General features: G+C 21.6%; 17 protein-coding genes and 2 tRNA genes. 15 read left to right on the top strand and 4 right to left on the bottom strand.

What is annotated here, in order from left to right; all coding sequences use genetic code 11:
- Positions 1 to 9: 9 nt before the first annotated feature.
- Positions 10 to 558, bottom strand: a complete 549-nt coding sequence (gene orn, locus RJT62_RS02435) for an oligoribonuclease (protein ID WP_343153627.1) — start codon at positions 556 to 558, stop codon at positions 10 to 12.
- A 200-nt stretch (positions 559 to 758) separates the two neighbouring features.
- Between orn and pgi the strand changes: the two genes are divergently transcribed.
- The 13 genes from pgi (at position 759) to dut (ending at position 16424) form a co-directional block, all read left to right on the top strand.
- The gene (gene pgi / locus RJT62_RS02430; protein WP_343153625.1) at positions 759 to 2387 is read left to right on the top strand and encodes a glucose-6-phosphate isomerase; all 1629 of its coding nucleotides are present in this window, start codon (positions 759 to 761) and stop codon (positions 2385 to 2387) included.
- 314 nt (positions 2388 to 2701) lie between these two features.
- Positions 2702 to 4579, top strand: coding sequence for a PTS mannitol transporter subunit IICBA (locus RJT62_RS02425; RefSeq protein WP_343153623.1), 1878 nt, complete (start codon positions 2702 to 2704; stop codon positions 4577 to 4579).
- Positions 4580 to 4647: 68 nt separating this feature from the next.
- The gene (locus RJT62_RS02420; RefSeq protein WP_343153621.1) at positions 4648 to 5838 is read left to right on the top strand and encodes a mannitol-1-phosphate 5-dehydrogenase; all 1191 of its coding nucleotides are present in this window, start codon (positions 4648 to 4650) and stop codon (positions 5836 to 5838) included.
- Positions 5839 to 5916: 78 nt separating this feature from the next.
- Entirely contained in the window at positions 5917 to 7623 is a 1707-nt protein-coding gene (gene mutL, locus RJT62_RS02415) for a DNA mismatch repair endonuclease MutL (RefSeq protein ID WP_343153618.1), read from the top strand.
- On the top strand, positions 7607 to 8560 hold the full coding sequence (gene miaA / locus RJT62_RS02410; protein ID WP_343153616.1) for a tRNA (adenosine(37)-N6)-dimethylallyltransferase MiaA: 954 nt from the start codon (positions 7607 to 7609) through the stop codon (positions 8558 to 8560). Before mutL ends, miaA begins: the two co-directional genes overlap by 17 nt.
- 1430 nt (positions 8561 to 9990) lie before the next feature.
- On the top strand, positions 9991 to 11298 hold the full coding sequence (locus RJT62_RS02405; RefSeq protein WP_343153614.1) for an adenylosuccinate synthase: 1308 nt from the start codon (positions 9991 to 9993) through the stop codon (positions 11296 to 11298).
- Between the two features lie 212 nt (positions 11299 to 11510).
- Positions 11511 to 11693: a hypothetical protein gene (locus RJT62_RS02400; protein WP_343153612.1), complete on the top strand. Its 183-nt coding sequence runs from the start codon at positions 11511 to 11513 to the stop codon at positions 11691 to 11693.
- 5 nt (positions 11694 to 11698) lie between these two features.
- A complete protein-coding gene (gene rnr / locus RJT62_RS02395) occupies positions 11699 to 13612 on the top strand; it encodes a ribonuclease R (protein ID WP_343153611.1) in 1914 nt (637 codons plus the stop codon).
- 102 nt (positions 13613 to 13714) lie between these two features.
- Positions 13715 to 14080 carry a 30S ribosomal protein S6 gene (rpsF, locus tag RJT62_RS02390; protein WP_343153973.1) on the top strand — a complete coding sequence of 122 codons (366 nt, stop codon included), beginning with the start codon at positions 13715 to 13717 and terminating at the stop codon, positions 14078 to 14080.
- Positions 14081 to 14215: 135 nt separating this feature from the next.
- A complete protein-coding gene (gene rpsR, locus RJT62_RS02385) occupies positions 14216 to 14443 on the top strand; it encodes a 30S ribosomal protein S18 (protein WP_343153610.1) in 228 nt (75 codons plus the stop codon).
- A gap of 33 nt (positions 14444 to 14476) precedes the next feature.
- Positions 14477 to 14947, top strand: a complete 471-nt coding sequence (gene rplI, locus RJT62_RS02380) for a 50S ribosomal protein L9 (RefSeq protein WP_343153609.1) — start codon at positions 14477 to 14479, stop codon at positions 14945 to 14947.
- Between the two features lie 55 nt (positions 14948 to 15002).
- A complete protein-coding gene (gene cysQ, locus RJT62_RS02375) occupies positions 15003 to 15764 on the top strand; it encodes a 3'(2'),5'-bisphosphate nucleotidase CysQ (protein WP_343153608.1) in 762 nt (253 codons plus the stop codon).
- A gap of 201 nt (positions 15765 to 15965) precedes the next feature.
- Complete coding sequence (dut, locus tag RJT62_RS02370; RefSeq protein ID WP_343153606.1) at positions 15966 to 16424, top strand: dUTP diphosphatase; 459 nt, start codon at positions 15966 to 15968, stop codon at positions 16422 to 16424.
- Between the two features lie 447 nt (positions 16425 to 16871).
- On the opposite strand, the gene RJT62_RS02365 is transcribed toward dut, so the two are convergent.
- Positions 16872 to 16943: transfer RNA gene (locus RJT62_RS02365), tRNA-Ile, on the bottom strand.
- A gap of 142 nt (positions 16944 to 17085) precedes the next feature.
- Here RJT62_RS02365 and RJT62_RS02360 point away from each other — a divergent pair.
- Together RJT62_RS02360 and sbcB are read left to right on the top strand one after the other, a co-directional pair.
- Positions 17086 to 17158, top strand: a tRNA-Asn gene (locus RJT62_RS02360).
- Positions 17159 to 17225: 67 nt separating this feature from the next.
- Positions 17226 to 18653: an exodeoxyribonuclease I gene (sbcB, locus tag RJT62_RS02355; protein WP_343153604.1), complete on the top strand. Its 1428-nt coding sequence runs from the start codon at positions 17226 to 17228 to the stop codon at positions 18651 to 18653.
- Between the two features lie 21 nt (positions 18654 to 18674).
- Here sbcB and RJT62_RS02350 read toward each other — a convergent pair whose 3' ends face one another.
- Both RJT62_RS02350 and mutY read right to left on the bottom strand, forming a co-directional pair.
- Positions 18675 to 18911 (bottom strand): oxidative damage protection protein, encoded by a 237-nt coding sequence (locus RJT62_RS02350; RefSeq protein WP_343153602.1) that lies wholly within the window; start codon positions 18909 to 18911, stop codon positions 18675 to 18677.
- Between the two features lie 10 nt (positions 18912 to 18921).
- Entirely contained in the window at positions 18922 to 19959 is a 1038-nt protein-coding gene (mutY, locus tag RJT62_RS02345; RefSeq protein WP_343153601.1) for an A/G-specific adenine glycosylase, read from the bottom strand.

Raw genomic sequence — 19959 nt, 5'->3', positions numbered from 1 at the left:
ATAATTTATTTATATTTGAATAAATTTTTTTCGGTAATAATCAAGTTCGTTTACTGAGAGATAAATATCTTCCAAAGCTATATGTTTTTTTTTCGAAGTATGATTGTTTCTAAGTATAGAAGGTTTCCATCTAATAGCTAATTCTCGAAGAGTACTAACATCTATTGATCTGTAATGAAAAAATTTTTCTAATTTAGGCATATATTCAAATAAAAATCTTCGATCTTGATTTACACTGTTTCCACAAATAGGAGAAGTATTAATAGGAACCCATTTTTTTAAAAATTTTATAGTTTCCTTTTCAGCTTGTTTTTCATTAAAACGACTTTTTAGAACACGTTTGATTAAACCACTTTTTGTATGAACATATTTATTCCAACTATTCATAGAAGATATTTCTTTTAAAGATTGATGAATTGGAATAACGGGACCTTCGGATAAAATTTTTAAATCTTTATCAGTTATTAGAGTTGCAATTTCTATTATTTTATTTTTTTTTGGATTTAATCCAGTCATTTCTAAATCAATCCAAATTAGATGAGTGTTATTTATTTTCATTTTTTGTAATAGGAGTTATTTTTTTTATAAAATAACATTTTTTTTAGAAAAATTTAAATTATTTTATTTTTAGGAAGATATAAATAAATTATATTTATTTTTTTTTATTAAATGATAATATTTTAAAAAATAAAATTTTTATTTTTTAAAAATTTAAAAAATTTATAACAATAATTTAATTGTAAAATAAGGTAATTTTTATGAAAAATGTTGATCCAACAAAAACTAAATCTTGGAAAAAGTTAAATAAACATCTTAAATATATTAAAAGAATTCATATTAAAGAGCTATTTTTAGATGATCCAAATCGATTTGAAAATTTTTCAATTGTTTTTAATAATCAAATGATTGTTGATTTTTCAAAAAATTTAATCACAAATAATACTATCAAATTATTACTTAGTTTAGCAAAAGAAACTTTGGTAAGTAATGCAATTCAAGAAATGTTTTCCGGAAAAATAATAAATTTAACAGAAAATAGAGCTGTTTTGCATGTAGCTTTACGAAATCAATCTAAAAATCCAATTTATGTTAATCAAGAAAATGTTATGTTGAAAGTAAACAAAAATTTAAAAAAAATGAAAAAATTTTCAGAAAAAGTTATTTCTGGAAATTGGAAAGGATATACTGGTAAATCAATCACTGATATTGTTAATATAGGTATAGGCGGATCACATTTAGGTCCGGAAATGGTTACAGAAGCATTAAAACCATATAAGAATGATTTAAATGTTCATTTTTTATCTAATGTAGACGGCACTCATGTTGCTGAGTTGATTAAAAAAGTAAATTTGGAACGAACTATGTTTATTATTTCTTCAAAAACTTTTAGTACACAAGAAACCATGACTAATGCAATGACTATAAAAGAATGGTTTGTTGCTCGAACAAATAAAAAAAGTGATTTTCAAAACCATTTCATAGCAGTTTCAATGAACATTCAATCAGCAGTTGAATTTGGCATTCATAAAAATAATATATTTCCAGTTTGGGATTGGGTTGGAGGTAGATATTCTTTGTGGTCTTCAGTAGGATTACCTATAATTCTTTCTATTGGTTATATTAATTTTGTTTCTTTATTAAAAGGAGCTTATGAGATGGATCAACATTTTTTAAATACGGAATTTGATAGGAATATTCCTTTGTTATTAGCACTTATTAGTATTTGGTATAATAACTTTTTTCTGTCAGAAACGGAAGCAATTTTGCCTTATGATCAATACATGCATAAATTTTCTTCGTATTTTCAACAAGGCAATATGGAATCTAACGGAAAATCTATAGATAGAAACGGTGTTCCTGTAAAATGGAAAACAGGACCTATTATATGGGGAGAGTCAGGAACAAATGGACAACATTCTTTTTATCAATTAATTCATCAGGGAACCAGATTAATACCCTGTGATTTTATAGTTCCAGCAATAAGTCATAATCCTATAAATGATCATCATATTAAATTAATGTCTCATTTTTTAGGGCAAACTCATGCTTTAGCTTTTGGAAAAGATAATTATTCTAAAAAAAGTAATATTAAAAATGATCCATTTTTGATATTTAAAACTTTTTTAGGAAATAAACCTACAAATTCTATTTTAGTAAATAAGATTACTCCTTTTACATTAGGAAGTTTAATAGCTTTATATGAGCATAAAATATTTGTTCAAGGTGTAATATTTAACATTTTTAGTTTTGATCAATGGGGTGTTGAACTAGGAAAAGAATCTTCTAAAAAAATATTAAGTAAATTATTTCATTCAGAAAAAAAATCTTTTCTTGATTCATCAACATTAGGATTAATAAAGTATTACGAAATTTTTAAGCAAAAGTAATGATTAATTTTTTTTAAAACAAAATTGTTTAAAAAAATAAATATATTTTTAACATATAAAGTTTTTTTATGGTAAAAAAAGATGAATATTAATTTTTAGTGATTAATACTCAAGTTAAGTTTTAAAAGTATTTTTAAAGCTTAGTTTTAAAACATAAAATATACAAAATATATCGTGATGATTTGATTATTGATAGCATGTTAAAATAAAACGTTATATATATAGTTAATAATTCCAGTTATTATTTTGAGTTTAAAATTTATATTTACTGATAATAAACATTAAAATAATATTAAGTTATAGGAAAATATTTTATGTCTATTTCAATCAAGGAAAAATTTCGAAAAATTTGTAAATTTATTAGTACTATTATTACAAGAAATATTGGAATATTTGTGGCATTAGGATTGGTGAATGCATTGAGTTTTTTATTTAATTTTGAAGATTTTAATAAATTATGTCAAATGATTTCAAATGTGATGATAAGCAGTTTATTACCAATACTTTTAGCACATACTGGAGGAGGTATAATAAGTGGACAAAGAGGTGCTATAGTAAGTAGTATAGCAGTCATAGGATTAATTTTCACCTTTTCAATACCTATGATTTTAGGAAGTATAGTTATTAGTTCAATTAGTAGTTTTACAATTGGATATTTTGATAAATTGATTAAAAATAAAGTTAAAAGTGGATTTGAAATGTTGGTGAATAACTTTTCAATTAGTATAATTGGTTTGTTTTTTATTTTTTTTTCTTCATACGTAGTTTTTCCTATTTTGATTAATATTTTTATATTATTAAATATCATTGTTCATATGTTAGTTAAGTACTATTTACTAATTTTCATTCCTATTATAATAGAACCTGCTAAAATTTTATTTTTAAATAATATTATTAATCATACCATTTTTTTACCTTTAGGTATTCAGGAAGTTTTAGAAAATAAGAAATCTATCTTTTTTTTTATTGAATCAAACCCAGGTGCAGGATGTGGAGTATTAATAGCATCTTATTTTTTTGGACATAAAAAAAATAGAAGTTTTGCTATAAAATCTGCTTTTATTGAATTTTTTGGAGGTATTCATGAGTTATATTTCCCTTATGTTATCAATACTCCTAAACTCATCATATCTTTAATTTTAGGTAGTATTAGTGGTCTTTCAGTTATAATGTTATTTAAAGGAGGTATACTTTCTTTAGCTTCTCCTGGTTCCATTGTATCAATTTTTATAATGAGTTCTAAGCAATTATATTTAATAAATATGTCAGCTGTATTAGTTTCTTGTGTAGTTTCGTTTATAGTAAGTTATTTTTTATTAAGAAATAGTGTAAAAAAGAAAGATTTTAGCAAAAGTAATGAATTTTTTTTCAACTTAAAAAAAACAAATTTAAAATTAAAAAGAAATTTTGTAAATGAAAATAATGTTAGAAAAATAATATTTGCTTGCGATGCAGGCATGGGAACTAGCGCAATTGGAGCAAGTATATTAAAAAAAAAGATAGATTTACTGAATGTAAGAAATATTTTAGTTTCAAATCAACCAATTAGTCTATTATCTAATGATTCTGATATAATTATTACACATTCAAATTTAACTCATTTAGCAAAACAAAAAGCTCCTTTAGCTCAACATTTTTCTATAGAAAATTTTCTTGATGAAAATTTTTATAATAATTTGACAAAATCGTTGATTAAATTGAATAAAGTTAGTTTTTTAAATGAAAAAGATGATAAAAAGTCAAATTTAAAAGAAAAAAAAATTTTTGTGATAAATAAACAAGATATTTTTTTGAATCAATGCGCTATGTCTAAAGAAGATGCTATAAGATTAGCAGGAAAATATTTATTCGATAGAGGTTATGTTGAGTATAATTATATAAAATTTATGTTAGAAAGAGAAAATTTATCATCTACATATTTAGGAAATTTTGTTGCGTTGCCTCATAGCACGATTGAAGGAAAGAAAAATATTTTAAAAACTGGAGTAGTTTTCTTACAATTTCCGAAAGGAGTATATTTTAGGAAAAATGATAAAGATATAGTATATATAGTAATTGGAGTGGCTACTCAAAATGATGAACATATACTTGTTACCAGTCAAATAATAAATGCTTTAGATGATATAGAAGTTATTAAGAAAATTTCTATTACTACTGATATTCAAGAAATTTTTTCTTTATTTAAAAAATAATATCAAATTTAATAAATGTCTTAAATAATAAATAAAAATAAGAAAAAACTTTTTCATTGGAAAAATTTATGAAAGGATTACATTTTGGAGCTGGAAATATAGGAAGAGGGTTTGTAGGGAAAATCTTATTAGAAGCTGGTATAAACTTAATTTTTGTAGATGCTAATAAAAATTTAGTTAATAAGTTAAATCATTATAAAAAATATGTAGTGCAAGAGTTTAACATGAAAAAAATGAATGCTAGGAAATACGTTTTAAAAAATATAAAAGCAATGCATATTGATGATATCAATCTTATTGAATCTATAAATCATACTGAATTAATTACTACATCAGTAGGTGCAAATAATTTGAAATTTATTGCTATTATTATAGCAAAGGCAATTCTAAAAAAAGTTAAAAAAAAGAATAAAAAAATATTAAATATAATAGCATGTGAAAATATTATTAGGGCCAGTACAAAATTAAAAAATAATTTATTGGATTTATTAGGTAAAAAATATTTTGAGTTTGTAAACAAATATTTATGTTTTATAGATTGTACAATAGATAAAATTATTCCTTATTTTTTTCAAAGAAAAAATAATCAATTATTAATTAAGACTGAAAGTTTTGGAGAATGGATTATTGATAAAAAACAATTTAAGGAAAGTTTTCCCAGAATTAAAGGTATAAAAACTAGTAATTTATTAGATATTTTTTTAGAAAGAAAGTTATTAATATTAAATTCCGGGCATGCTGTATTAGCATATTTTGGATTATTATTAGGATATGATAATGTAAAAGAAGCTATTAAAAATTTAGTAATACAAAGATTAGTTTTTTCAGTTATGAAAGAAAATAGTAATATTTTAATTAAAAAATTTGGATTTTCAAAAAATAAGCAAGATCAATATATAAAAGACGTTCTTTTTCGATTTAAAAATCCTTTTTTAAATGATAATTTAAAAAGAATTGCTAGAAATCCAATACAAAAATTAGGATTAAATAATAGGTTACTTATGCCAATTTTAGAAGCAAAAAAATATGGGTTACCTTATTCAAATTTAGTAAAAACCGTTTCTATAGTTCTTCATTATGAAAACTCTAAAGATGAAGAATCCATTATAATGACAGAATTTGTCAAAAAGTTTGGAATTAAATTATTTTTTGAAAAAGTTATAGGAGTTAATTTGGAATATGAATTAATGAATTCTATCATTGATAAATATAAAATATATAAAAATTATATTAATCAAAAAAATAATATAAAAGAATAATTTTTATGACTTTTTTTTAAAAACTGTATTTTAGTTGAGAGTTTAAATTTTTTAAATTTGAACAATAGAGTTATTCACATGTTGATTCGAAAGTTATCCAAAAAATTAGTAAATCAAATTTCTGTAGGAGAAATTATAAGAGGTCCTTCTTCTATAGTTAAAGAACTGTTAGAAAATAGTTTAGATGCTAAAGCAAATAGAATTCTTATTGAAATAAAAAAAGGAGGAATAGATTCTATTATTATAAATGACAATGGATTTGGTATTTCTAAAAAAGAACTAATTTTAGCTATTTCTTCATATTCAACTAGTAAGATCGTTTCTTTAAAAGATTTGCATAACATTACTACATTTGGATTTAGAGGAGAAGCTTTATTTAATATGTCTTTAGTGTCTCGATTAGAATTGATATCTAGAACTAATTTTCAAAAAGAAGGTTGGAAAATTTATTTAAAAGAAAATGAAAGAAACAAGTTTTTTATAGAACCAAAAGCACATTTAACAGGAACAACTGTTAAAATTTTCGATCTTTTTTATAATTGTCCTATTCGAAGAAATTTTATAAAAAAAACAAAAGTAGAATTTTCAAAAATTGTTAAAATAGTAGATATGATTGCTTTATCAGAGAATAACACCTCTTTTGTTTTGAAACATAATGGAAAACTGATTAAAGAATATTTGGTAAATAACAAAAAAGATGACAATAAAGAAAGAATAAAAGCTATTTTAGGAGAAATTTTTTTTAAAACTCTATTAAAAATCAAATTTAAAGAGGAAGAAATTGAATTATCTGGTTGGATACAGAAACCTACATGTAAAATCATAGATAATAATCAAAAGATTAGACTTTTTTATGTTAATAAACGTTTTGTTAGATCTCAAAAAGTAACTTTTACATTAAATAAAATTATTAAAAAGATCAAGAAATACGATTCATTGAATATTTCGTATATTCTTTTTTTGAAAATACCAACTAATTTAGTTGATGTAAATTATCACCCAACTAAAAGTGAAATTTTGTTTGGTAGTTCATTTAAAATTTATAATTTTTTTTATAGAGCTATATCTTCTTTTTTATTAAAAGAAAAAAATTTTTTTTCTTTTTTGAATCTATATGAAAAACAAAATAGAAAAGAACTGAGTATAAAAAAAATTTTAGGTTATAACAATTTTTTACATAAAATTTTAAATTTAAACAAAAATAATAGAAAAATTTTTTTTTCTTTTGGAAAAATAATAGCATTTATTAAAAATTGTTATGTTCTTACTGAAAAAAATGGAAAATTTTTTTTAATTTCTTTACCTGATGTTAAGTTAATAATGATTGAACATAATTTAGATAATGATAATTATATTGATTTTAAAAAAAAATATTTGATATTTTCTAAAAAATTTTTTTTTCCTATAGATATTAAATTAATGATTTTGAACTATCAAGGTTTATTTTTTAAATTAGGGTTTGATTATTTAGTATCCTCAAGCTTTATAGAAATTAAGTCAATTCCTAAATTATTAGAAAAAAATAATATAATTAATATATTAACGCATCTTTTTTCTTTTTTAAGAAAGAAAAAAAAAAATTCAGAAGTCAAAGTAATAAACTATTTTTTATTTTTGCTAAAAATGGAAATAAAAGAAAATTGGGGAAGGCAAAGAATGTATCAAATTTTACAAGAAATGGAAGAATATAGTTTTCTAATATTCAATAATTTATCTAAAAGATTTTTACGATGTATTGATATTAATTCAGCATTATCTGTATTTGAAAATGAAAAAAAATATTAATTTTTTTCAGAAACCTAAATTAATTTTTATAATGGGACCAACTTGTTCTGGAAAAACCAAATTAGCTATTAACTTATCAAAACATTTTCCAATGGAAATTATTAGTGTAGATTCAGGATTGATTTATAGAAAAATGAATATTGGAACAGCAAAACCAAATATAAAAGAATTATCTAGAGTACCTCACCATTTAATAAATATAAAAGATCCTAGTGAATATTATTCAGCTGGAGATTTTAGGAAAGATGCTCTTAAAAAAATAAAAATAATTTTATCCCTTGGAAAGGTTCCTGTTTTAGTTGGAGGAACGATGTTATATTTTAAAGTATTAAATGATGGAATAGCAGTTTTACCACCAGCAAATAATGAAATAAGAAATTATTTATTAAAACAAAGTGGACATTTTGGATGTAAGTATTTATATAATATTTTGAGGTTAATAGATCCTAATTTATCTGTTCGAATTCATCCAAATGATATTCAGAGAGTAATAAGAGGAATAGAAGTTTTTTTAATAACAGGGAAAAAAATTTCTGAATTACAACATTTTACTATTAAAAATTTTCCATATGAAATTACACAGTTTTCTATTTTTTTTTCTAAAAAAGAAGAATTGCATAAAAGAATTAAAACTCGATTAAATAATATGATCAAATTAGGATTTGAAGAAGAAGTAAGAAAATTATTATTTAAAAAAGAACTAAAAGAAAGTTTTCCGGCGATACGACGTATAGGATACTATCAAATGTGGAATTATATAGAAGGAAAAATAACGTATCAACAAATGATAGAACAAATTTTGTTAAATACATTTCGACTAGCAAAACATCAAACTACTTGGTTAAAAAAATGGAAAAATTTACACTGGATTGAAAATTCTAATCATGATTTATCAATTAAAAAAATTTTAAGTATTTTAGATACTAAAAATTATTAATTTTACAATTAGCACTGAACTACTTGTAAATTATCAACATTTGAAGAAAAATATTTTTTGGTAAATGGATTGAATAATAATTAATGTTATTAGTTTTATAATAATATTAAAATATTCTCTAGTTTTTTAGAGTATAAATATGGGTTAAAAACTAATAATTAATAAAATTTTTAATAAGAATTAATAGGTAATAAGAAAGATAAAGAAAACAATTCTATTTTTTTTAACATAAATAAAAACATTTCTTTAAGTCTTTATTTTTTATTAAATAGATGAAGAAAAATGTTTCAATATATTTTCAATATATAAATGAAGTTTAAAAAAAAGATGAAATAAAAATAAAAACTTAAGTATATTAAAAAGTAATAGATTAGGTCAAGCAACATAAAGTTAATTTTTTATGAGGTAATATTGTTGCTAATTTAAGAATAAATAATGGAAATATATAAAAGATATTATTTTTTTTTATTGTATAAAAATAAGAAACAAGATCAATATTTTGATGAAGTAAAATGACAAGAGATAATTTTAAAAAGTTAAAAACATATTGACTCTAAAGTTGCATATAAAAATTTTATTACTAGAACTTGTTGAAATTTTAGCTTTTTGTATTAAATGTTAAATAATTATTCAGAATAATTATTTAATAAAAAAAAATTTTTGGTTAATTCTTTTATGAGGTGAAAAATATTTATTTTTAACTAATATTGCTTTTCTTAGGGAAATAAAAATAAATTTTAGGTAGGATATTTTTTAAAATAAAAGTTAAAATTTGAATTTTATTTAAAAACATTTTTTTAAATAATGAAGATGTTAGTAATAATTTAAGTAAAATTTTAGTAAGAGATGTTAATAGATTTTAAGCAAAAAAAATAAGGAATGAGGTTTTAATAGTTTTAGAAAAAATATAAAGAAAAATAATGAATGAAATAATTTTAAAAAAATAAAAAAAATTAACGAAATCATAAGATTAGAAATCTAAACAAACTATTAATATTTACATAAAAAAATGGAGTTATCTAACGGTTTTTTTTTGATGGAAAGTTATATTCAAAAGATAAAATGACAGAAAGTAATTAAAAAAAATAAAATAATAAATTAAAAAAAATAAAATTGTTTTTTTCAGCAAAAATATTATTTCAAATGTTGAAAAAGTTTCAATTTTAAAAAATGATTAAAGATCGGAATTCGATAGAGTAATTTTTGTTTTTAGATAAGAAAATCTATTTCTATACTTTCAATTAATATTTAAAGGTATATAAAAATATTTTTTTAAAAAGATATAATGATAATTATTTTTAAAGATATTTTTTTTAAATATATAAAAAATATTTTTAATAGCTTTTAAAAGTAAAATTTAAAAGAATGCTTTTTTAAACATTAAAAATTAAGATAATATGTTTAATAAATATACTTACAAGAGAAAACTTATGAATAAAACAATCGTAGTCCTCGGAACGCAATGGGGAGATGAAGGAAAAGGAAAAATCGTTGATTTTTTAACTGAAAATTCAGATTTCGTTGTTCGATATCAAGGTGGAAATAATGCAGGACATACTTTAATAGTAAATAAAAAAAAAATAGTATTACATCAAATACCTTCTGGAATTATGCATAAAAAAGTTATTTCTGTAATAGGAAATGGTACTGTAATATCTCCTACTTCGTTAGTAAAAGAAATAAAAATGTTGGAAGCTAATAATATTTGTTGTAAAGATAGGGTATATATTTCTCCAAATGCTTCCTTAATACTAAATTATCATATATCAATGGATTTAGCTCGCGAAAAAAGATTAAATGAAATAGTAATTGGAACAACTGGAAAAGGAATAGGTCCTGCTTATGAAGATAAAATATCACGAATAGGTATAAAAATTTATGATTTAGCAAATTTAAATGTTTTAAAATTAAAAATTAAGAGAGTTTTAAATTATTATAATTATCAGTTGGTTAATTTTTATAAAGAAAAATCAATAGATTATAAAGTTATTTTTAATGAGCTAGCTCAATCAGCTAGTTTTATACTTTCAATGGTAAGAAATGTTCCAGAAATTCTTTATAAAGCAATAAAAGATAAAAAATCCATAATATTTGAGGGTGCTCAAGGAACGTTACTAGATGTGGATCACGGAACTTATCCATATGTAACATCATCAAATAGTACGGTTGGTGGAGTTTGTACAGGAACAGGAGTTGGTCCTAAACATTTAGATTATATTTTAGGAGTTAGTAAAGTTTATATGACTAGAGTGGGACTAGGTCCGTTTTTAACAGAAGTTTTTGATGAAATAGACGATTATTTTTTTTTAAAAGGTAATGAATCAGGTTCAACTACAGGAAGAAGAAGAAGAACTGGTTGGTTAGACATTGTTTTATTGCGAAAAGCTATAAAAATTAATTCATTAACTGCTTTGTGCTTAACCAAATTAGATGTTTTAGATGAATTAAAAGAAATAAAAATTTGCATAGATTATAAGTTTTCTTCTATTAATTCTTCTATTAGAAAAGAAGATTTTATTTTTTCTCAAAATACTTTAGAAAATATAACTCCTATCTATGAAACTCTTCCAGGATGGAATGAATCAACCGCAGGAATAACTAATTTTAAATTTTTACCTATTTTAGCAAAAAAATATATTAATCGAATTCAAGAATTAATAGGTATTCCTATAGATATTATTTCTACAGGTCCTTCAAGAGATGAAACTATTGTTATAAGGCATCCTTTTAAAATATAGTTTTTTAAAAATGTTTATTTAGTAAGAGTAATTTTTTTTAAAATTATTCTTATTAAAAGAGGTTAATTTTTAAGTTAAAAAAAATATTTGAAATTAAATAATTTTTAAATGTTATAAAATTATAATTTGTTTTTGATAGATAGAAAACATTAGTTCTTTTAGAAATTTATTTTTTAAATTTTTTAAAAGTAATTTTATTAAATGGAAATAAAATGATTAATAAAAAAAAAATTTTAGATTGGATTGTTGTGCATCAAAAAATAGTTGATTTTAAGAAGTTATTGTTTCTTTTGAATTTAAAAAAAAAGTCAAGAAAAGATTTTTTAACTGCTCCTATTTTATTTATAAAAAAAAACGATAAAATTTTTCATTTTTTTAATAAAAAAAAAAGTTAATAGGTTTGTTAAAATTAGTTAAGGGAGAAATAATTGGAAACAGAAATGGATATGGATTTTTAAAAACTTCACTTTTTGAAAAAGATATTTGGATTTCTGAAAATCAAATGAAAGAATACATCCATGGTGATGTAGTATTAGCTCGTTTAATTAATATTAGTTGGAATAAAAATAACAAAATTAAAATAATAAAGTTATTAAAACCAAATAAGCAAAATATTATAGGAAAATATCATGTAAGGGAAAATTTAGATTTTGTACTTCCTTATGACAATAAATTTAGTTTTAAAATTTATGTTGCTAAAAACAAAAAAAATAATAATTTAAGTAATTCAATGGTATTAATTAGGTTAATACAACGTCCGAAAAAAAATAAAAAAGCTATAGGGAAAATTGTACAAATATTAGGAAGAAACATAAATGTTTTTTTAATTAAAAAAATTGTACTTAAGATTCATAACATTCCTAATTTGTGGTCTAATAAAATAAAATCTGAATTAAATTTATTGAAAAAAAAAGAAATAGCAAAAAAAAATAATGGTTATAAAGATATGACTCATTTGCCTTTAGTGACGGTAGATGAAGAAAATGCAAAAGATTTTGACGATGCTATTTTTTGCGAAAAAAATAAAAATTCTGAATGGGTTTTATATGTAGCGATAGCAGATGTAAGTAGTTATGTTAAAGAAAATACTTTTCTAGATAGAGAAGCATTTAATCGAGGCAATTCAATTTATATTCCAACTAATGAAGTTATACCAATGTTTCCTAAAGAAATTTCTGAAAATTTGTGTTCTTTATTACCAAATAAAAAAAAACTTGTTTTAATTTGTGAAATTACAATTTCTGAAGATGGAAAACTAATTTCTTATAAACATTATGAAGCTAAGATTAAATCAGTTGCTAGATTAACTTACATTGAATTAAACGATATTTGGATAGGTAAAAAATCTTTACTTAAAAAATATAAATACATTTTAAAACATCTTTTAAATTTTTTTAGTTTTTATGATGTTTTAAAAAAATTGAAATTATTTAGAAAAAGTTTATTTTTGAATCGAACAGAACCTAAATTCATTTTAAATGATTACTTTCAGATAAAAAAAATTAGTTCTTTTACAAGAAATAAAGCTCATAAATTAATTGAATTAAGTATGTTAACAGCAAATGTTGTTTCTGCATTTTTTATTATAAAAAATAGTAAAAATGCTTTATACCGAGTTCATGATAAGCCAAATAAAGATAAAATATTTAAATTTCAAAGAACATTAGAACTATTAGGATTAAAATCAATTAAAAATGAATTTCTTATACATGATGATTACATAAATTTTTTAAAATTTATTAAAAATCATTCTGATAAAGAAATGATACAAACATTTTTTCTTCAATCCATGAAACAGGCGAAATACAGTTCGATTAATATAGGGCACTTTGGATTAGCTCTTTCAGAGTATGTTCATTTTACATCTCCTATTAGAAGATATTCTGATTTGTTAATACATAGAATTATTAAAAATTTGATTTCTAGAAAAAAAGATAGTTTTTTAGAAATAAAAAATATAGAAAGTATAGGAAATCATTGTTCTATGACAGAAAGACGAGCTGAATTTGTATCTAGAGATATTTTGGAATGGATGAAATGTGAATTTGTAAAGGACAAAATTAAAGATTCTTTTGTAGCTATAATTTATAATCTTTTTAAAGATAAGATATCTATTCATTTAAGGGACTTATTTATAGATGGGTTTGTTTATTTAAAAGATTTGTCACATGAAAGTTATTTTTATAATGGCGAAAAAAAGCAAATGATAGGAAAAAATACAAAAAAAATTTATAAAATAGGTGATCAATTAAAGGTTAAAATATTAGCAGTTGATTCTGAAGATAGACGAATTCGGTTTGATATAGTATCATGATTATTAATAAATTTTAGCTTTTAAAATTGTTTAAATAAACATTCTTAAATGTAAATTAAGCGTAAGTAACTAATTACATAAATTTTTGATAAGGATTATTTGATGAGATATTATGAGATCATTTTTATGATTCATCCGGATCATAGCGATCGAGCCAAAAATATAATTAATAATTATATTACTTTAATTAAAAATAACAAGGGTAAAATACATCGATTAGAAGATTGGGGAAGAAAACAATTAGCATATGCTATAAATAAATTACATAAAGCACATTATGTTTTGATGAATATAGAAGTAAAACCTGAAATTATTTCTAAAATTGAAACAAGTTTTAGATTTAGTGATTTAATAATACGCAATATAATAATTGCTATAAAAAATATAGTGACTACTCCATCACCTATGATGAAGTTAAATGATGAAATAAAAGAAAAAAATGAAAATATCAAAAAAACGATGTTGTAAATTACTAATTTAACTAACAAAATAATGATTGATTTTTTGGTATTTTTTTTAAAAAATTAAATCCTATTAAAAGTATAATAAGTTATTAGGTTGATGTATAATTATTAGTAGTTTTTAAAAAAAATAGAGGTATTAATGGCTCGTTATTTTCGTCGTCGAAAATTTTGCAGATTTACTGCAGAAGGAATAAAAGAAATTGATTATAAAGATGTTGCTTTGTTAAAAAATTATATAACAGAAAGTGGAAAAATTGTTCCTAGTAGGATTACGGGTACTAAAGCAAAATATCAAAGAAAATTATCAAGAGCAATTAAAATGGCTAGATATCTGGCATTGTTACCTTATACGGATCAACATCAATAACAATAATTACAAAAAGTGGAAAGGATATTCTTTATGAAAGTCATTATTTTATCAAAATTGGAAAACTTAGGAAACGTTGGTGAAATAGTAAAGGTAAAATCAGGATATGCAAGAAATTTTTTGATTCCGAATGAAAAAGTAATATTAGCTACTAAAGAAAATATTGAAAAATATAAAATATCTAAAATGGTATTGCAAAAGAAAATAGAAAAAAAATTGGAATTGGCTAAATTACGAGGAAAGAAAATACAAAAAATAGGATCATTAGATATTTTTTGTAAAGCTAGTTTAGAAGGGAAAGTTTTCGGTTCTGTAACAGCTAGAGATATATCAAAAAAATTATTTTCTTTAGGTTTAGAAGTGAATAAAAAAGAAATTCAGTTACCAAAAGGTTCTATTAAAACTCTGGGTCAACATTCAGTAATATTTAAACCTCATAAAGAAATTTCTATGGAATTAAAAGTAAATGTTTTTTCAATAGATAATTTTAAAAAAAATAAGTAATTTTTTACGTTTTTTAAAAAACGAATTCTGATAAAAAAAACTTTTTGGACGAAATATGTTTTCTGAAATATTTAAAACGTTATTTTATGCTGGAGAGATTGTAATGAATTTTTATGATCGAAAAGAGAAAATTTTAATTGAATATAAAAAAGATCAATCTCCAGTTACAAATGTAGATACATTAGTTAGTAATTTACTACTACAGAAATTAAAAAAAATTACCCCCGAAATACCTTGTTTATCTGAAGAAATGTTATTAAATTATAGAAAATGTCAAAATGTTAAAAAATATTGGTTAATTGATCCATTAGATGGTACTAAGGAATTTTTAAGTCAAAAAAAAGAATTCACGATCAATATTGCTTTAATTAAAAATGAAAAACCAATATTTGGAGCAATTTTTTTACCTTTTAATAAGATTTTATATTATAGTTGTAATAATATTGCTTGGAAAGAAAAAAATGGAAATAAAAGTGTCATTAAAGCTAAATTTTCGAATTTTTCTGAACTAAATAAAATAGTAGTAAGTCGATCACATTCTGATAAAGAATTAGAAAAATATTTAATCGATAAAAAAAAATTTAAAATAAAAAAAGTTGGTTCTTCTTTAAAATTTTGTTTAATTGCAGAAGGAAAAGCACAAATTTATCCGAGGTTTGGTAGAACTGGAATTTGGGATACTGCTGCTGGGCATATAATTTCAGTTTCAGCTGGCGCTAAAGTAATGACATGGAATAAAAAACCTTTGGTTTATTCTTTGAAAAACAATTCTTTATATAATCCGGGATTTATTGTCACTGTTTTTAATAAATTATAAATTAAGATTATCTAGAAAAGGTATTTATTAAATGTTTTTTTTTAAATAAAAATATGTGAAATCAGTATAGAAATATATATATACAAAATATTTAATTCTATAATATTTTTTATTTTTAAAAAGTACAAAAATATAAAAAGTTAAATTTTTTCAAACTTTTGAAAAATTAAATAAATTATTTAAAACAAAAAAAATATTTTTATGAAAAAAATTAGTTTCATTATTTTAGATTCTAGAATTGGAAAAACAATTCCTATTCCAAAATATGCAACAAAAGGTTCAGCAGGATTAGATATACGATCTTCTTTAAAGGAAGAAAAAATTTTGTTGCCTGACGAGAATATTTTATCTCCTACAGGAATAGCTTTATATATTCAAGATAGTACAATAGCAGGGTGCATTTTGCCTAGATCAGGATTAGGACATAAATATGGTTTAGTTTTAGGAAATTCTGTTGGTCTGTTAGATTCAGATTATCAAGGAGAATTAATGGTTTCGTTATGGAATAGAAGTAAAAGATCTTTTATTGTATTTCCTGGAATGAGAATTGCTCAATTAGTTTTTTTTCCAATTAAAAGAATAAAATTAAAAGTAGTAAATAAATTTAGCAATGTTACTAAAAGAGGGAATAAAGGTTTTGGACATACTGGACAAAGATAAGAGTTTTGATTTTTTTAAAATATATATGAAAAATAATCGATAAAAATTTTATATTTTTTTAATAAAAAATTTATGTAACTTAACATCGTTAATTTTTAAAATTTAAGATATTAAAAATAAATATTTAATTATTTACAAATAAATAATTTTACTCATAAAAAATATTTTTTGTTTTAATTACGCGAAAGAAATCTTTTAATGAAATTATTTATAAATTATTTAATATTTATTATAAATAAAATAGTATTTTTTAGATTAAAATAATTAAATTTTTATTTTTTAAATAAGCACATTTTAAATAATAAAAGTATATATTTTTTTTATTTTATCGATTTTAATAGTCTTTAAAGATAATGTATTATTTTTTTAATTTTTAAAATTTAAATGATAAAACGTATTCAGATATAAGAAATGTTTTTTTAAAGTTGTTTAAAAACTTTATTTTTTTGGCCCTTGCTGGATTCGAACCAGCGACCAAGCGATTATGAGTCGCGTGCTCTACCACTGAGCTAAAGGGCCAGGTTTTGTTAATTTTAAAGATTTGGAACCAGTAGTATATTACAGTATCTTTAATTATTCAAAGTTTTTTAAAATTAATTTTAAAAATATTTTTATACAAAATTTTTGACAAAAAAAAAAAATAATGTAACAATAAGTGAATTCCTCTGTAGTTCAGTTGGTAGAACGGCGGACTGTTAATCCGTATGTCACTGGTTCGAGCCCAGTCGGAGGAGAAAAATAAAACAATAGAGCTTTAAAATAAAAAAATAATAAGAGATTTTTTTTTAAAGAAAAATATTTATGAATATAATAAGAAAAGATCCAACTTCTTTTTTATTTTATGATTATGAAACATTCGGAACAAATCCTGCATTAGATAAGCCATGTCAATTTGCCTATATTCGAACAGATTTTAGTCTTAATAATTTGTATGAATCAGAAATTTTTTACTGCTATCCTCCCATGGATTATTTTCCTGATCCGAAATCATTATTAATAACAGGAATTACTCCAAAAGAAACTTATTTAAAAGGAATGAATGAGTTCATTTTTTCGAAAAAAATATTCGATATTTTTAGTCAACCTAATTCTTGTATAGTTGGGTTTAATAACATAGCTTTTGATGATGAGATTACAAGAAATATATTTTATAGAAATTTAATTGATCCTTACGAATGGAGTTGGAAGAATGGAAATTCTAGATGGGATATTATAAATGTTATTAGAGCATGTTTTGCTCTAAGGCCTGAAGGAATAAATTGGCCTAAAAATTCTACGGGATTAAATAGTTTTAAACTATCTGATTTAACCTATGTTAACGGAATACAGCATGAACATGCTCATCAAGCTTTATCCGATGTAATGGCTACATTCAAATTAATGCAATTGATAAAAAATAAGAAAAAGAGGTTGTTTTCTTTCTTATTTAAAAATAGATTTAAAGAAAATTTAAAAAGAATAGTAAATGTAAAAGAAAGTAGACCTATTATTTATATTTCAAGTTTTTTTGGAACAAAAAATAATAATCTAGGTATAATTGTACCTATTTTTTGGGATTCAAATAATTCTAATTCCTTTATAGCTGTTAATATCATAAATGATATTAACAAGTTAGTTGATTTTGTTAAAAAAAAAGATATAAAAGCAAATGATTTGAAATATTTATTTCAAAATGGATTACAAATAATTAATGTGAATAAATGTCCTATTTTAATTCCTATTAATGTTTTATCGTTAAAAGATATTTCTAGATTAAAAATTAATTTAGATATTTGTTTTAAAAATTTAAAAATATTAAAAAATAATGATTATGTTAAAAGCAAAATTAAATTTTTTTTTTCAAAATTACGATTTTCTTCATTTAGAGATGTTGATTTACAAATTTACGATTCATTTTTTAATAAAAATGATAAAAATTTAATTAAAAGCTATCGAAAAAATTTTTTTAATGTTTCTAATGTTAGTTTAAATAATTTTAATGATTCAAGAATTAAAGAAATTATCTTTCGTTGTAAAGCAAGAAATTTTCCTCACATATTAAATGCTGATGAAAAAAACAAATGGAAATTACATTGTTTTCAATTTTTTAAAGAAAAAAAAACAAAACTATACATAGAAAAAATAAATTCTTTACTTGAATTAGAAAAAAATAATCAAAAAAATGTTTATATATTAAAAAATCTTTTAAAACATGTTTTTAACTTATTAAAGTTTTTTAAATTTATGTAAATTAAAAAAATAAGAAGATTGTTATTTTTTTTTGAATAAAAAATTGATCATATAAATTTCAATTTTTTCTTGATGAATCGGATCAAACGTATTTAATTTTTGTTCATTAATTATTTTAGTTTGTTCTATAATCCATTTTTCCCAAGCAGGTTGAGAAATTTTATTAAAAATTTTTTTTCCTAATTTTCCTGGATATATTTGTCTCTTTTGTTTTTTTTCATTTTTTTTTAAATACGAACAGAATATTTTTTTTGACATATTTTTTTTTCTAGTTTAATGAATGAAAGTATAGTGTTAAAATTTTTTGTACGGGTTTAGGAAGTCCTACATAATTTTTTTTTTCTGTATTGTACCAAATATAGTCTTTATTATTTAATAAATTAAATTTTTCTGAAACATTTAAAAGAACAGGAAAAATTCTGATTTTGAAATGAGTTATAAAATGTATGAATTCATTTTTTTTTTCTTTCTGAATTACATCAATATCATTTTTTTTAATCCATTTTTTCATTTCTTTATTTTTTTTAAAAATTGGAAAAGAATACAAATCTCCCCAAATTTTTTTAGAGTTCATTTTTTTTAAAAAAGTATAGGATTTATATTTAATAATTAGAAAAAAATATTTTTTTGTAATTTTTTTTGGTTTTTTATTTTTAACAATTTTTTTTAAATTTCTTTTTTTATAAGTATTACATTTAAAAGATAAAGGACAAATATAACATTTTGGATTATTAGGAGTACATATAAGCGATCCTATGTCCATCAATCCTTGATTAAATTGGCGAATATGATGAAACGGAGTTATATTTTCGATTAAATTCCATAATTTATTCTCTAGTTTTTTGTTAAAAGGTTCTTTTTTTATACTATAACAACGAATGATAATTCTTTTTACGTTACCATCTAATATACAAAATCTGAATCCTAAAGATAAAGATAAAATAGCTCCAGCAGTTGTTTTTCCTATTCCTGGTAATTTTATTACATTATAAAAATTATTTGGAAAAATTCCATGATATTTATGCTTAATTAATTTAGCGGATTCATAAATATTTTTTGCTCTTTTATAGTATCCTAATCCACTCCATAAATATAAAATTTCATTTAAATTGGCTTTAGCTAATCTGTCAACAGTTGGAAACATTTGAACAAATTTATTAAAATAAGGAATAACTGTTTTCACTTTAGTTTGTTGTAACATAATTTCAGAAATCCATATTTTGTAAGGAGTTCTTTTTTTTTGCCAAGGCAAATTTTTTCTTCCGTTTAGATGATACCAATTTAATACTAATTGAGAAAAAATCAA

Origin of the sequence: Buchnera aphidicola (Mindarus keteleerifoliae), assembly GCF_039392895.1 — a bacterium.
Classification (GTDB): domain Bacteria; phylum Pseudomonadota; class Gammaproteobacteria; order Enterobacterales; family Enterobacteriaceae; genus Buchnera_A; species Buchnera_A aphidicola_A.
This window is presented reverse-complemented; position numbering and strand designations above follow the sequence as displayed.